The sequence below is a fragment of the Coralloluteibacterium stylophorae genome, from assembly GCF_018122625.2.
In the GTDB taxonomy this organism is placed as follows: domain Bacteria; phylum Pseudomonadota; class Gammaproteobacteria; order Xanthomonadales; family Xanthomonadaceae; genus Coralloluteibacterium; species Coralloluteibacterium stylophorae.
Map to the genome: position 1 here is coordinate 1 of NZ_JAGQFT020000002.1, position 13,342 is coordinate 13,342.

At 72.6% G+C, this 13,342-nt stretch carries 12 protein-coding genes; 9 read left to right on the forward strand and 3 right to left on the reverse strand.

Annotated features, from left to right (window positions below; all coding sequences use genetic code 11):
• The first annotated feature begins 309 nt into the window (after positions 1 to 309).
• The 7 genes from KB893_RS02470 to KB893_RS02500 all read left to right on the forward strand — a co-directional run bounded on the left by KB893_RS02470 (position 310) and on the right by KB893_RS02500 (position 7,830).
• Positions 310 to 2,517: a TonB-dependent siderophore receptor gene (locus KB893_RS02470; RefSeq protein WP_246505264.1), complete on the forward strand. Its 2,208-nt coding sequence runs from the start codon at positions 310 to 312 to the stop codon at positions 2,515 to 2,517.
• 38 nt (positions 2,518 to 2,555) lie between these two features.
• Positions 2,556 to 2,873: an iron uptake protein gene (locus KB893_RS02475; protein ID WP_211925687.1), complete on the forward strand. Its 318-nt coding sequence runs from the start codon at positions 2,556 to 2,558 to the stop codon at positions 2,871 to 2,873.
• Positions 2,873 to 4,567, forward strand: a complete 1,695-nt coding sequence (locus KB893_RS02480) for a PepSY-associated TM helix domain-containing protein (RefSeq protein WP_211925688.1) — start codon at positions 2,873 to 2,875, stop codon at positions 4,565 to 4,567. The genes KB893_RS02475 and KB893_RS02480 overlap by 1 nt, the downstream gene beginning before the upstream one ends.
• Positions 4,560 to 4,904: a DUF3325 domain-containing protein gene (locus KB893_RS02485; RefSeq protein WP_213173400.1), complete on the forward strand. Its 345-nt coding sequence runs from the start codon at positions 4,560 to 4,562 to the stop codon at positions 4,902 to 4,904. The genes KB893_RS02480 and KB893_RS02485 overlap by 8 nt, the downstream gene beginning before the upstream one ends.
• 154 nt (positions 4,905 to 5,058) lie before the next feature.
• Positions 5,059 to 5,757 (forward strand): class I SAM-dependent methyltransferase, encoded by a 699-nt coding sequence (locus tag KB893_RS02490; RefSeq protein WP_211925690.1) that lies wholly within the window; start codon positions 5,059 to 5,061, stop codon positions 5,755 to 5,757.
• Positions 5,758 to 5,942: 185 nt separating this feature from the next.
• Positions 5,943 to 7,070, forward strand: coding sequence for an alpha/beta hydrolase family protein (locus tag KB893_RS02495; RefSeq protein ID WP_211925691.1), 1,128 nt, complete (start codon positions 5,943 to 5,945; stop codon positions 7,068 to 7,070).
• A 178-nt stretch (positions 7,071 to 7,248) separates the two neighbouring features.
• Positions 7,249 to 7,830, forward strand: coding sequence for a hypothetical protein (locus KB893_RS02500; protein WP_211925692.1), 582 nt, complete (start codon positions 7,249 to 7,251; stop codon positions 7,828 to 7,830).
• A gap of 186 nt (positions 7,831 to 8,016) precedes the next feature.
• Here the strand turns inward: KB893_RS02500 and KB893_RS02505 are convergent, their stop codons facing one another.
• Entirely contained in the window at positions 8,017 to 8,940 is a 924-nt protein-coding gene (locus KB893_RS02505) for an AraC family transcriptional regulator (RefSeq protein ID WP_211925693.1), read from the reverse strand.
• 106 nt (positions 8,941 to 9,046) lie between these two features.
• Here KB893_RS02505 and KB893_RS02510 point away from each other — a divergent pair, with 106 nt between their 5' ends.
• Positions 9,047 to 10,003, forward strand: a complete 957-nt coding sequence (locus KB893_RS02510; protein WP_211925694.1) for a quinone oxidoreductase family protein — start codon at positions 9,047 to 9,049, stop codon at positions 10,001 to 10,003.
• A 279-nt stretch (positions 10,004 to 10,282) separates the two neighbouring features.
• On the opposite strand, the gene KB893_RS02515 is transcribed toward KB893_RS02510, so the two are convergent.
• Positions 10,283 to 11,176, reverse strand: a complete 894-nt coding sequence (locus KB893_RS02515) for a LysR family transcriptional regulator (protein WP_211925695.1) — start codon at positions 11,174 to 11,176, stop codon at positions 10,283 to 10,285.
• Positions 11,177 to 11,296: 120 nt separating this feature from the next.
• Here KB893_RS02515 and KB893_RS02520 point away from each other — a divergent pair, with 120 nt between their 5' ends.
• Positions 11,297 to 12,406, forward strand: coding sequence for an aldo/keto reductase (locus KB893_RS02520; protein ID WP_211925696.1), 1,110 nt, complete (start codon positions 11,297 to 11,299; stop codon positions 12,404 to 12,406).
• A 164-nt stretch (positions 12,407 to 12,570) separates the two neighbouring features.
• On the opposite strand, the gene KB893_RS02525 is transcribed toward KB893_RS02520, so the two are convergent.
• Entirely contained in the window at positions 12,571 to 13,179 is a 609-nt protein-coding gene (locus KB893_RS02525) for an FMN-dependent NADH-azoreductase (RefSeq protein ID WP_211925697.1), read from the reverse strand.
• Positions 13,180 to 13,342 lie beyond the last annotated feature (163 nt).

Consider the following 13,342-nt stretch of genomic DNA (forward strand, 5'->3'; position numbering starts at 1 on the left):
GGGGGAGCGGGGAGCGGGGAGCGGGGCTAAGCGCTTCGCTTCTGGCCTCTGCCACCTGCCGGGAAACGCCGGCCTCGTTGCAGAATGCGACTAATTCGCATTTAATGTACGCGCAGTCTTCACCGGTCCGGAGCGGCCGGCGTCTGCTCCGGTCCGCCCGTCCACCGACGTCCGCAGCCGGCTGCGACGCGTCATCGGCCGCCGGATCCGCGGCGACTGCACATGCCGCGAACGCTCCGATGGGTCCTGCCCGCCGGGCGTCCTCGCACCCTTCCGTCTTCCACGCACCCCCGCAAGGTCATCCGCTCCATGCCATCGACGCCCGCCCGCTTCCCGCACCCCGCATCCGCGCACGCCGCCGCGTCCCGTCCCGCGGGAGGCCGCGCGCTGGCGCTGGCGATCGGACTGGCCCTGGGCGCCGTGCCGGCCGGCGCGATGGCGGCGCCGCAGACGGTGGGCAACCCCGACGCGGTCGAGGACAGCGACCTGAGCCCGACCCAGCTCGACGCCATCCTGGTCGTCGCCCAGCGCGCCGAGCGCGTCAGCAACGGCGCGACCAACCTCGACATCGCGATCAAGGACACGCCGCAGTCGATCAGCGTCGTCAGCCAGGAGCAGATGCAGCGCTTCGGCGCCGACAGCCTCAACGAGGCGCTGCGCCTGGCCACCGGCATCCAGGTCGAGGAGTGGGAGACCAACCGCACCAACTTCACCGCGCGCGGCTTCGACATCGCCAATACCCAGATCGACGGCGTCGGCCTGCCCAACGGCTGGGGCATCGTCACCGGCGCGCAGGACACCTTCGGCTACGAGAAGCTCGAGGTGATCCGCGGCGCCAACGGCCTGCTCACCGGCGTGGGCAACGCCGCCGGCACCATCAACTACGTGCGCAAGCGCCCGACCAACACCGCGCAGGGCCAGGCCGGGCTCAGCTGGGGCTCGTGGGGCACGGTGCGCGGCGAGGTCGACTACTCGACCCCGTTCACCGCCGACGGCACCTGGGCCGGGCGTATCGTCGCCGCCCACGAGCAGGGCGATTCGTACCTGCGCGACAAGGAGGACGAGCGCGACTTCATCTACGGCGTGGTCGACGGCCAGATCGGCGACAACGGCACCCTGACGCTCGGCTACTCCTGGCAGGACGCCCGCACCGACGGGAACATGTGGGGCGCGCTCGCCTTCATGTACAGCGACGGCACCCAGGCGGAATGGGACCGCGGCGCCTCGACCACGCAGGACTGGACCTACTGGGACACCACCACCCAGACCGCCTTCGTCGAATACGCCCACCAGCTCGGTGCCGACTGGCTGCTGAAGCTGACCTACAACCGCCGCGACATCCGCAACGACGACCGGCTGTTCTACGCCACCGACTACGCCGGCACCGGCCTGGAGCCTGGGACCAACCTCGGCCTCTACGGCTATCCCTGGGGCGGCAACGACGAGCTCGAGGCCGACCTCGGCACCGCCACGCTCAACGGCCACTTCGACCTGTTCGGCCGCGACCAGGAACTGATGCTGGGCGTGAGCTGGTCGCGCAGCGAGCAGACCAACAACGAGTACGCCGGCGCCCTCTGCGGCGAGGTGGTGTGCGGCTACCTGCCGATGCCGGCCTTCCCCTGGGACGGCGACGTGGTGCCCGAGCCGGTGTGGGGCGAGGATTCGGTCTACAGCACCCTCAACGAGCGCCTGAAGCGCGCCTACGGCGCGACCCGGCTGTCGCTGACCGACCGCTTCAAGGCCGTGCTCGGCTTCAACTACGCCGAGTACCACCGCGACGGGGTCAACTACGGCGTCGCCTTCAACCAGACCGAGAACGAGACCAGCCCCTACGCCGGCCTGACCTTCGACTTCACCGACCGCGTGCTGGGCTACGTCAGCTATTCCGACATCTACCAGCCGCAGAGCCAGTCCGACGCCGAAGGCCGCTACCTCGACCCGACCCAGGGCAAGAACTACGAGATCGGCGCCAAGGCCGAGTGGCTCGACCGGCGCCTGCTGACCACGCTGGCGGTGTTCCGCGCCGAGCAGAACGGGCTGGCCACCGCCGCCGGCTACAACGACAACAACCAGCTCTACTACACGGGCGTCGACGTCGAATCCAAGGGCGTCGAGCTCGAGGCCACCGGCCGCATCAACGACCACGTCGACCTGCTGTTCGGCTACACCGCGCTGCGGCTGACCGGCCAGGACGGCGACGACACCTACAGCTGGGTGCCGCGGCGCACGGCGAACCTGATGCTGAGCGCGCGCATGCCCGACTACGAGGCGCTGTCGTTCGGCATCGGCGGGCGCTGGCAGAGCGACATCTCCAACGTCGAGACCAGCGGCTTCACCGTGCGCCAGGACAGCTATGCGGTTTTCAACGGCTTCGTCGCCTGGGACTTCGTGCCCGACGCCACCCTGCGCCTCAACGTCAACAACATCGGCGACGAGACCTACATCAACACCCTGCGCTACAGCGGCTACTACGGCGCCCCGCGCAACTACATGCTGAGCCTGAACTGGCGGTTCTGACCGCCGTCCATCCACCGAGCCCAAGACCAGCCGCCGCCATGTCCCACGCCGCCACCCTGTCCGCTCCCCCGCGTTCGCCGCGCCTGCGCACGGCCACGCGCATCGGCGCCGCCGTGTTCGGCGGCTACGCCTTCACCTGGGGCCTGGTCGCCGCCGGCGCCGCGCTGCTGTTCAAGGCGGGGATGGATTTCCACGACGCGGAGTTCCTGGCCAGCGCGAACGGGCTGCTCGCCTTCCTCGGCGTGTTCCTGTGGACGTTCGCGACGCGTCGTCCCGGCCTGGTCGGCCTGGCGCTGGTGGGCACCGGCGCGCTGCTGGCCGGCGCGGCCTCGCTGGTCCAGGCGAGCATCGTCTGATGGCCGCCAGCGCGTTTTCCGCCGCCGCGCCGAGCTTCCGCCAGGCGATGGCCTGGCTGCACACTTGGTTCGGCCTGGTGCTGGGCTTCGTGCTGATGGCCGCCTTCTTCTTCGGCGCGATGTCGGTGTTCGACCGCGAGATCGACCGCTGGGCGATCCCGTCCACCCGTTTCGAACCGCAGCCGATGCCCTCCTACGAGGCGATCCTGCGGCCGGCGTTCGAGCGCATGCAGCCCACGCAGCAGGCGATCGATGCGATGGCGCCGCGGGTCGACGGGCCGATGCCCGAGCGTTTCGACACCGTGGCCAGCTGGAGCGCCTACACCACCCACCGCGACCCGGTGCTGCAGCTCTTCGCCGGCTACCAGGTGCCGAACGCGAAGGACCCGGACGACGCGATCTGGGCCGACGCCACCATCGATCCGCGTGACGGCGCGCCGCTGCCGGTCGATCGCCTCAAGGTCGGCAGCGGGTTCTTCTACCCGATGCACTACAGCCTGACCCTGGACTGGAAGAACCTCGGCATCTGGATCGTCGGCTTCTCCGCGCTGGTGATGCTGGCCGCGCTGGTCAGCGGCGTGGTCATGCACCGCAAGCTGTTCCGCGAGCTGTTCACCTTCCGCCCGGGCAAGGGCCGCCTGCGCAGCGCGCTCGACCTGCACAACCTCACCGGCGTGACCGCGCTGCCGTTCCACTTCTTCTTCGCCTTCACGGGGCTGGTCATCTTCTCGGCGACCTACTTTTTTCCGGTCGGCCACACCCAGCTCCACGACCTGCACGACCTGCATGCGGAGATCGAATCGCGCGAGCTCGGCCTGCCGCACGGCCGCGCCGGCGTGCCCGCGGGGCTGGCCAACGTCGACGCGATGGTGGCCGAGGCGCAGCGGCGCTGGGAGGCGCGCGGCATGGCCGGCGACGTCGGCTTCCTGGTGCTGCAGCACGTCGGCGACGCCAACGGCTACGTGAGCGTGTACCGCGCCGGCACCGACCGCATCGCGCTGGTCGGGCAGGGCATCCACTTCAAGGCCGACACCGGCGCGCTGCTGCGCGAGGACCCGCCGGCCAGCGCGGTCGGCAGGGTCGCGGAGTTCCTGACCGGCCTGCACCTGCAGCATTTCCGCCACTGGCTGCTGCGCTGGCTCTACGTGCTGGGTGGCCTGCTCGGCGCGGTGTGCATCGCCACCGGCTTCGTGTTCTTCGTCGAGAAGCGCAAGCGCCAGCACGCCGCCCGCGGCAGCCAGGGCGCGCGCGTGGTCGACGCGCTGGCGGTGACCACGATCACCGGCATGGTCGCCGCCGCGCTCGGCATCCTGGTCGCCAACCGGCTGCTGCCCGAGGACCTGCCGGCGCGCGGCGACTGGGAGCGCTATGCGTTCTGGGGCACCTGGGCGCTGGCGCTGGTGCATGCGGGCCTGCGCAGCGCGCCGGTTGCGCGCGGCCTGACGAACCCCGCATGGCGCGAGCAGTGCTGGGCGATCGCCGCGCTCGCCGTCGCCGCCGCGGTGCTGAACTGGATCACCACCGGCGACCACCTGCTGCGCACGCTGGCCGCCGGCTACTGGCCGGTCGCCGGCGTCGACCTGGCGTTGCTCGCCACCGCCGCGATCGCCGGCACCACCGCCTTCGCGCTGCGGCGCCGCGCCGCCAGGGCGGTGCCGCTCGCGGCGCCTCCGCACGGTGCCGCCCATGCATGAGGGCGCCGCCGCCGGCTGGCTCCTCGCCGGCGCCCTGCTCGCCAGCCTCGCCGGCATGGGCTGGCTGGCGCTGGCCATGCCCGCGCACGCGCAGCAGGTCTGGGGCCGCGCCGCGTCCCCTGCAGTGGCGCGCACGCTGCGCACCCTCGGCGCGCTCGGCCTGTGCACGGCGCTGGTGCTCTGCCTCGCCGCCGACCACGCGACCATGGCCGCCCTGGTCTGGGTGATGTCGCTGGCCGGCGCCGCCGTCCTCGTCGCCATGACGCTCGCCTGGCGCGCCCCCGTGCTCGGCGTGCTGGCACCGTGGGGGCGGCAAGGCACTGCGACAGAGCGCTGAGCCGCAGGCCGCCTGCGGGCTGCAAGCGGGCGGACGCGAGCATCGGGCCTGTCGCAGCGCCGCTGGCTCGGCGTCGGGCTTGACCCTCCAGGCATGCTGGATGCTCCGCGGCGCGATCCCATCGCGCGCCGCCGCACCGCAACCGGAGCCATGCATGCAGCCCGATGAACTCGTCTCCCTGTTCGACCAGCAGGCCGCCGGCTATGACCGGCAGTGGGCGAAGACCGCGGCGATCCGCGAGTGCCTGTACTTCCTGCTCGAACCGCTGCTCGCCGGGCTGCCGGCCGAGGCGCGGGTGTTGTGCGTCGGCGCCGGCACGGGCGCGGAGATGGCGCGGCTGGCGCAGGCCTTCCCTGGCTGGCGCTTCACCGCGGTGGAGCCCTCCGGCGCCATGCTCGAGGCCTGCCGCGCGCGCGCCGAGGCGGAGGGCATCGCCGGACGCTGCGACTTCCACCGCGGCTTCCTCGATTCGCTGCCCGCGGGCGCCCCGTACGACGCGGCGACCTGCTTCCTCGTCTCCCAGTTCATCGTCGACCGCGCGGCGCGCACGGCGTTCTTCGCCGGCATCGCCGCGCGCCTGCGCCCGGGCGGGCTGCTGGCGAGCTCGGACCTCGCCGCCGACACCGCCGCGCCGGCCTACGACATCCTGCTGCCCGCGTGGATGCGGATGATGGCCGCCGCCGACGTTCCGCTGGAGGCGCTCGCGCGCATCCGCGAGGCCTACGCGCGCGACGTGGCCGTGCTGCCGCCGGCCGAGGTCGCCGCCCTCATCGCGGCCGGCGGCTTCGGCGACCCGGTGCAGTTCTTCCAGGCCGGGCTGATCCACGGCTGGCTGAGCCGGCGTCTGGGGTAGGACGTGCGCCGGGACCGACCGCGGCGCTCGTGAATCGGCAGGATGCGGACGGCCGCGCCGGCGCGCGTGCCGCAGCGCGCAGAGGCCTGGTCGCGGTCCGCGGCCGTCCGTCGGCACGGCAGCAGGCCCGTCAACCCTTGCCCTGCGGCCAGCATCGAAGCTGGGAAAGACCGGAGCCTGCCGCTATGCATACCCGCCGCGACCTCCTCGCGCTCATGTTCGCGGCACCGCTCGGTACCGCCCTCGGGATCGACTTGGCATCCGCGTCGTCCGGCTCCGGCGTGCGCCGCGCCGGCGCGATCGCGCCGCGCTCGTCCCTCCTGCCCCTGCTGGGCGACATGCCGCGTCGGCCGACGCCGGCGTGGCGCGTCCTGGAGACGGTGCCCGTGGAGGGAGGCACGCGCGCGCTGATCGAATACCTGGCCGAACCGGCCGGCGTGCTGGGGCAGCCGGAGGACCGCGTCCGCGCCTGGCTCTTCCGGCCGCCGCTCGGTCGCGGCGCGCGGCGGCCGGCGATCCTGGCCATCCACCAGGACGGCGCGCACACGCACATCGGCAAGGCGGAACCGGCGGGTCTGGCCGGGGATGCCCAGTTCTTCCAGGGACTCGACCTGTTTCGTCGCGGCTACGTGGTGCTGTGCCCGGACCGCTTCTATCACGCCGAGCGCCGGCGCCGGCCGGACAACGGCCCCGATGCCATCGACCCGGCCCGCGACGAAGCCCTGCTCGGGCACCGCCTCGGGCAACTGCTGATGGCGGGGCGCACCGGCTTCGGCAAGGAGGCCTACGACCTCATGGTCGCCGTCGACGTCCTCGCTGCGATGCCGGAGGTCGATGCCGCCCGCATCGGCGCGATCGGGCACTCGGCGGGCGGCAATGCGCTGATCTACGCCATGTGCTGCGACCCGAGGATCGCCTGTGGGGTGTCGTCATGCGGGTTCTTTGGACTGGAAGCGTTCTTCGACGAGCACGCGCCCAGGCCACGTTCGCCGCTTGGCGCCCTGCCCGGGCTGCTGCGCGTCGGCACCACGGCGGATTTCCTCGCCGCCATCGCGCCGCGGCCGATGCTGCTGACCCGCGGCCTGTGGGAATGGGGCGGCGACGACGCGACGCAGCGTGGGTGGAGCCGTGCCCACGTCGCCGACACCCGTGCCATCGAGGCGCACGCCCGGCCGGCCTGGGGCCCGCACGGCGACCGGCTCGACGTGCGGTACTTCGCCGAAGGCGGCGGCGCGCATGCACTGCCGCCAGGCGAACGCGCCCACGCCTACGCGTGGCTGGACCGCCAGCTCGCCGCGCCTTCTCCTGCCTGACCCCCGTCCACCCCGGCGCCTGCCGCCGGCCGTCGATCCGGCGGCCGGAACGGCGCAGCGCGCGCTACCTGCAGGTGCCGGGCCAGGGTAAGCGGTGCGTGCGGGACCGAGGCATTGCCGGTCTCTTCAGCACCGCACCGGTAGGACTGCATCCGCCCTCCGCCCGACAGGAGCTTCCATGCGTCCGAACCGCCTGCTGATCGTCCCCCTGCTGCTGGCCTGCGCGTCGTGGATCGCCGCGTGCGGCGGCACGCCGCCCACGTCCGTCGAAGCCGAGGCGCCTGCCGCCGTTGGGGTCCCGATGCCCGGCGTCGATCGCCGCGCCGCGCAGGCGCCCGCCGATGCGGATGTCGCGCCGGACCAGGCCTCGACGTCGCCTGACGACGCGGGCGCCGCATCGCCCGACGACACCCGCGCCCGCATCGACACGCTGCTGGGCGACGCCGGGCAGTACGAGGCGGTGTTCGACGGCTTCAAGGCGGCGGTGACGGCCGACGACCGCACGGCGGTGGTCGAGTACCTGCGCTTTCCGCTCCGCGTCGGCGCCGGCAGGGAGGTCGCCGACGCCGAGGCCTTCCTGCGCGACTACGACGCAATCGTGACCCCCGACGTCGCCGATGCCGTGGCGGCGCAGGAGTTCGGGGACCTGTTCGTGAACCAGGACGGCGTGATGATCGGCCGCGGCCAGGTCTGGTTGAACGGCACCTGCCTCGACGACGCCTGCGCGCGTACCGAGGTGAGGGTGGTCACGATCCAGTAGCGGGCATGAGGGTCGCAATCGACTCCCGGCCTGCCGAGTGCCGCAGTGGCCCGTACGACCTGCGCCAGGCAACGTCGGGGCACGCTCGACGCACCTACGCGCCCGCGTCCATCCGCCAGCGCGCGGGGCGAAGATGCCGCGTGCGCACGACGGCAGGGGCGGCAGCCAGGCCGCCGTGCGCCGAGGTCAGTCCACCGCGCGTCGCGCGGACGCGTAACGCCGCGGCGAGTCGCCCATCACGCGCGCGAACGCGGTGTTGAACGCATTCTCCGAGTCGTAGCCCACGGCTTGCGCGATGCGGGCCAGTGGCTCGCGGCCCTGCAGGAGGCGTTCGGCCGCCAGCAGCATCCGCCACCGGGTCAGGTAGGCGATCGGCGTCTCGTCCAGGACCTGGCGGAAGCGGCGGGCGAACACCGTGCGCGACTGGCCGGCACATCGGGCCAGATTCTCCAGCGTCCAGTCGCGGGCCGGATCGGCGTGTATCGCGCCGAGCGCCGCGCCGAGATGCGGATCCGCCAGCGCGGCGAACCAGCCCATGCCCGTACCCGACTGCCGCGCCAGGTACAGGCGCAGGGTCTGGGCCAGCATCATGTGGGCGAGGTGCTGGGCGATCAGCGAGGCGCCGGGTTCGCGGTCCTGCAGCTCCTGCATCATCAGCTCGATCGAACTGCGCAGCAGCGCCTGATCGCGTGCCGCATGCAGGTGGATGACCGCCGGCAGGCTCCGCAGCAGGCCTGCTGCATGCTGGCCGCCGAGCTCGAAGCGGGCGCCGACCAGGAGCACGTCGCCGCCGCCGTTGTAGACGACGGTCCCGCCGTCGCGGTCGGGCGCGAGCACCTCGCTCGCGCGGGCCGGCGTCAGCGTCAGGTTGCTGCCGATGCGGGCAGCGCGACCGGTGGGCAGGACGAAGCAGTCGCCGGTGTCGAGCCGGACCGCCCCGGCGGCGTCCTCCTCCACCTCGAGCCAGCAGCTGCCCCGGACCACGGCGTAGCACTTGATGCGTCCGTGCAGGTCGTCGAGGCGCAACAGCCAGTCGCCTCCGGCATCGAAGCCGGCGGTGATGTAGCTGCGCGGCCTGAGCAGGGACAGGATGTCGGACAGCGGGTCCACGCGCGGGACGATAACGAAGCACTTCCGCACTGTCAGCTAGAGAAGCCGGCGTGCGTGGCTTCTATCGTCCTGTCGCCGGCGATGGGCCGGGACGGTGGAGATCCACATGAAGGCTGCAGTGGTCGAGAGTTTCGGAACGCCGCCGCGCTACGCCGAGTTCCGCGAGCCGGTCGCTGCGGTCGGCGAGGCCGTGGTGCGGGTGCATGCTGCCCCGCTGAGTCCGATCGTCCGTGCGCTGGCGGCGGGAAGGCACTACACCAGCGCCGCGCAGGCCGGCTTCGTGCCGGGCGTCGACGGCGTCGGCACGACGGCCGATGGCAGGCGGGTGTATTTCCTGTTCCCGAAGGCGCCCTTCGGTTCGCTGGCCGAACGCGCGCTGGTCGGGACGGAGATGATGGTGCCGGTGCCCGACGACCTCTCCGACACGCGCGCCGTGGCGGTGGCCACCGGCGGGCTTGCCGCCTGGACGGCGCTGAGCCGCCGGGTGCCGCTCGAAGCGGGCTCGACGGTGCTGGTGAACGGAGCATCCGGCATCGCCGGCGGCATGGCCGTGCAGATCGCCCGCCACTTCGGCGCAGGCCGCGTGATCGCCGTCGGCCGCAACCGCGCCCGCCTGGAAAGACTGGATGCGAATGCCTGCATCGCGCTGGACGAGGCTGCGGATGCCGCGCTTCATGCCGAGTTCCGCCGCGGCGTCGAGGTGGTGCTCGACTTCATCTGGGGCGAGCCGGGGCAGCGGGTGATAACGGCGGCCACGCGCGACCGTGCTTCGGGCCGCGGCGAACCGCGCCTGCGCTATGTGCAGCTCGGCAATGCGGCCGGAGAGACGGTCGCCCTGCGCGCCGACGCGCTCCGCAGCTCGGGGCTGGAACTCCTCGGATGCGGCATCGGCAGCGTCGCCGTCGCCGAGATGGTCGCCGGCGCCCGCGAGCTGCTCCAGGCGAGCCACGCCGCGGGCTTCGATGCGCCGGTGACGGTGCTCCCGCTCGGGGCGCTGGCGGAGGCCTGGGCGGGGCCGCCGGAGGTGCGCTACGTGCTGTGCCCGGGCGACGCGGCCGCCTGAAGCGACTGCCGCCGGGAGGAGGCATCACCAGTTTCCTCGCCCGGCGCTTCGGCTTTTGCTCCTTCCCCCGCTTGCGGGGGAAGACTGGGATGGGGGTGAGGCGCGCAGCGCGCGCTGCTTCCGACGAGCTGGAACGCTCCGCGGCTGCGCCGCGCCCCCACCCCAGCCCTCCCCCGCGTCGCGGGAGAGGGAGCCAGGTCGCTCGGCTTCGCCCGTTTTCCCTTCGCGGGAGAGAGACGCCCGACAACCGCCGCGCTGTCCCCCGCGGCGGCCCGCGCTTCAGCCGTCGACCTTCAACCAATCGATCAGCGCGCGCAGCGCCGGCGGAGTCTGCCTGCGGCTCGGATGGTAGAGGTGGTAGCCGGGGAAGGTAGGGCAGTAGGCGTCCAGCACCTGCACGAGGCGGCCCGCGGCGAGGTCTTCGGCGACCTCGTGGTCGAGCACGTAGCCCAGGCCGACGCCGGCGCGGGTGGCGGCCAGTGCCAGCGACACCTCGTCGGCGATCAACGGGCCGCGCACGCGCATGTTGATGTCGCGGCCGTCGTGTTCGAACTCCCACGGCAGCAGTCCGCCGGTGCTCTTGAGCCGGTAGCCGATGCAGGCGTGGCGCTCCAGGTCGGCCGGCGTCCGCGGCGGCGGGTGGCGGCTGAAGTAGTCGGGCGTGCCGACCACGATCGTGCGCAGGTCCGGGCCGACCCGCACGGCGATCATGTCCTTGTCCACGTGCTCGCCGAAGCGGATGCCGGCATCGAAGCCTTCCGCCACCAGGTCGGTCAGGCCGTTGTCGATGCTGACCTCCACCTGCACCCCCGGATGGGCGAGCAGGAAGCCGGGCAGCTTCGGTTCCAGCACCATCAGCGCGGCGTAGGAGAAGGTGGTGAGGCGCACGCTGCCGGCCAGCGTCCCGCGCCATTCGCCCAGCGCCAGCAGGCCTTGCTCGATCTCGGCCAGTGCCGGCTCGAGCGACTGCAGCAGGCGCTCGCCGGCATCGGTGGGCGCGACGCTGCGGGTGGTGCGCGCCAGCAGGCGCACGCCGAGACGGTCCTCCAGCCCGCGCATCGCATGACTGAGCGCGGAGGGCGACAGGCCCAGCGCCGCGGCGGCGCGGGTGAAGCTGCGCTCGCGCGCCACGGCGGCGAAGGCCGCCAGATCGTTGAGGTCCCGCCGCTGCATTGCTGCATTCTGCTCACAGGCCCATGCCGGCGGCAACGGCTAATCCCAACCCACCCCGGCCCATAGCCTTGCGAATTCCGGCCGCGCAGCCGTTGCGGCCCAAGACCCGAGGAGATCTACATGGACCTGACCCACTACCGCAGCCTCGGCCGCTCCGGCCTGCTGGTGAGCCCGCTCGCGCTGGGAACGATGACCTTCGGCGCGCAGCGCTGGGGCTCGGACGAGGCCGCCTCGCGCGCGGTGTTCGATGCGTATGTGGATGCCGGCGGCAACTTCGTCGACACCGCCGACCTCTACTCGGGCGGGCGCAGCGAGGAACTGCTGGGCGCCTTCATCGCCGACGCCGGCGTGCGCGACCGCCTGGTGGTCGGCACCAAGTCAGGCTTCCCACGCCAGCCGGGCAACCCCAACGCCGGCGGCAACGGCGCCAGGAACATCCGCCTGGCGCTGGAGCAATCGCTCCGCCGGCTGCGCACCGACTACATCGACCTGTACTGGATGCACGTCTGGGACCGAGTCACCCCGCCCGAGGCCGTGCTGCAGACGCTGGCCGACGCGGTGCGGGCCGGCAAGCTGCTGCACTACGGCTTCTCCAACACGCCGGCCTGGTACGTCGCCCGCGTCGCCACGCTGGCGCAGGCGCACGGCCTGCCGGCGCCGATCGGCCTGCAGTACCAGTATTCGCTGCTCGACCGCGGCGTGGAGCTGGAGATCCTGCCGGCCGGCAATGCGCTGGGCCTGGGCCTGATGCCCTGGAGCCCGCTGGGCGGCGGCCTCCTCACCGGCAAGTACGGCCGCGAGATGCTGGCGCACGGCACGCGCGCGCCCGGCCTGCCGGCGGACGGAGAGGCCGCGGGACACGCGCGGCCCAGGGACGACGGCCGCCTGCACGGCGACAACCCCTTCGGCGGGATGCTGTTCACCGAGCGCAACTTCGACATCGTCGACGTCCTGCGCGGCGTGGCCGAGGAGGTCGGCCGTACGCCCGCACAGGTCGCGCTGGCCTGGGTGGCGCAGCGGCAGGGCGTGTCGTCGGTGCTGATCGGCGCCAGCCGCGTCGAGCAGCTCACCCAGAACATCGCCTCGCTCGCCGTGGCGCTGACGCCCGACCAGCAGCAGCGCCTGGACGCCGCGAGCCGCCCGCCCGGCATCAACCCCTACTTCATCTTCGAGCTGCCGGCGGCGATGCGGTTCGGCGTCGAGCACGTGCAGGGGTGGCGGGCGGCGTAGGGCTGAGGGGCATCGCCGGCGAAGGCGCACCCTTCGGAGACGCACCAGCCCACGCCGCTTCTGCCCCTGTCTCTTCCGGCACGCGGGAAAGGCCGGGGTGGGAGGCGCGAAGCCCGTCCACTGCCTGCGGCGCATTGCCCGGGAGTGGGCGGGTGCCCCGGGTGCTAGAGGACGGTATCGCAGGCGACGACGTCGGCAAGATCCTGGGTCGCGCGGTCGATCTGCGCTTGCACGTGCATGCCGTCGGGCGTGGCCAGGCCCTGGAGGTAGACGAAGCGCACGCTGTGCAGCCCCAGCGTGGCGAGCACGCACCTGAGGTAGTCGCTGAAGAAGTCGTCCTGGTTCTTCCGCGGCCCCTGGATGTAGCCGCCGCTGCTGGCGACGACGAACACCGGCCGGTCCGCGAGCCTGCCGACCTTGCGCCCCTCCACGTGGGCGAACGTGCGCTCGCGCCGCAGCACGTGGTCGATCCAGAGCTTCAGCGCAGCCGGAACCGTGAAGTTGTGCACCGGCGTGGCGATGACCAGCGCGGTGCTGGCCTCGAGCTCCTGCACCAGCCCCTCGGACGCCGCGAACACCGGCGCGTCGAACGGCATCGTGCGGACCAGCGCCGCGGCATAGTCCGCGGTCAGCGCCGGCAGCGGCGTGGCCTCGAGATCGCGCGTGCACAGCGCGCCATTCGCGGCGAGATCGCTCGCCAGCCGCGTGGCGAGCCTGGTGCCGGGGGAGGCCATGCCCCTGGGGCTGGCGTTGATCAACAGGACGTGGGACATGGATTGCGACCAGAAGGGCGGGAGGAAGGGAAGTGCGCGGCACGCGGTGGCATCCGCATGCGGTCCTTGCCTTGGAGCAGCGGCGCATCGCATGCGCCGCATCGCCGCCTGGGTGGGAGCGGGCCGCATCCTAGCGACCGGATCGATGCCTCCATAGGACCAA

What these genes read in the sequence shown, in the direction of transcription:
- KB893_RS02480 (WP_211925688.1), top strand. Translation starts at nt 2,873, where the DNA reads ATGGCCGCCAGCGCGTTTTCCGCCGCCGCGCCGAGCTTCCGCCAGGCG.
- KB893_RS02515 (WP_211925695.1), bottom strand. Translation starts at nt 11,176, where the DNA reads ATGCAGCGGCGGGACCTCAACGATCTGGCGGCCTTCGCCGCCGTGGCG.
- KB893_RS02525 (WP_211925697.1), bottom strand. Translation starts at nt 13,179, where the DNA reads ATGTCCCACGTCCTGTTGATCAACGCCAGCCCCAGGGGCATGGCCTCC.
- KB893_RS02510 (WP_211925694.1), top strand. Translation starts at nt 9,047, where the DNA reads ATGAAGGCTGCAGTGGTCGAGAGTTTCGGAACGCCGCCGCGCTACGCC.
- KB893_RS02500 (WP_211925692.1), top strand. Translation starts at nt 7,249, where the DNA reads ATGCGTCCGAACCGCCTGCTGATCGTCCCCCTGCTGCTGGCCTGCGCG.
- KB893_RS02495 (WP_211925691.1), top strand. Translation starts at nt 5,943, where the DNA reads ATGCATACCCGCCGCGACCTCCTCGCGCTCATGTTCGCGGCACCGCTC.
- KB893_RS02470 (WP_246505264.1), top strand. Translation starts at nt 310, where the DNA reads ATGCCATCGACGCCCGCCCGCTTCCCGCACCCCGCATCCGCGCACGCC.
- KB893_RS02490 (WP_211925690.1), top strand. Translation starts at nt 5,059, where the DNA reads ATGCAGCCCGATGAACTCGTCTCCCTGTTCGACCAGCAGGCCGCCGGC.
- KB893_RS02475 (WP_211925687.1), top strand. Translation starts at nt 2,556, where the DNA reads ATGTCCCACGCCGCCACCCTGTCCGCTCCCCCGCGTTCGCCGCGCCTG.
- KB893_RS02520 (WP_211925696.1), top strand. Translation starts at nt 11,297, where the DNA reads ATGGACCTGACCCACTACCGCAGCCTCGGCCGCTCCGGCCTGCTGGTG.
- KB893_RS02485 (WP_213173400.1), top strand. Translation starts at nt 4,560, where the DNA reads ATGCATGAGGGCGCCGCCGCCGGCTGGCTCCTCGCCGGCGCCCTGCTC.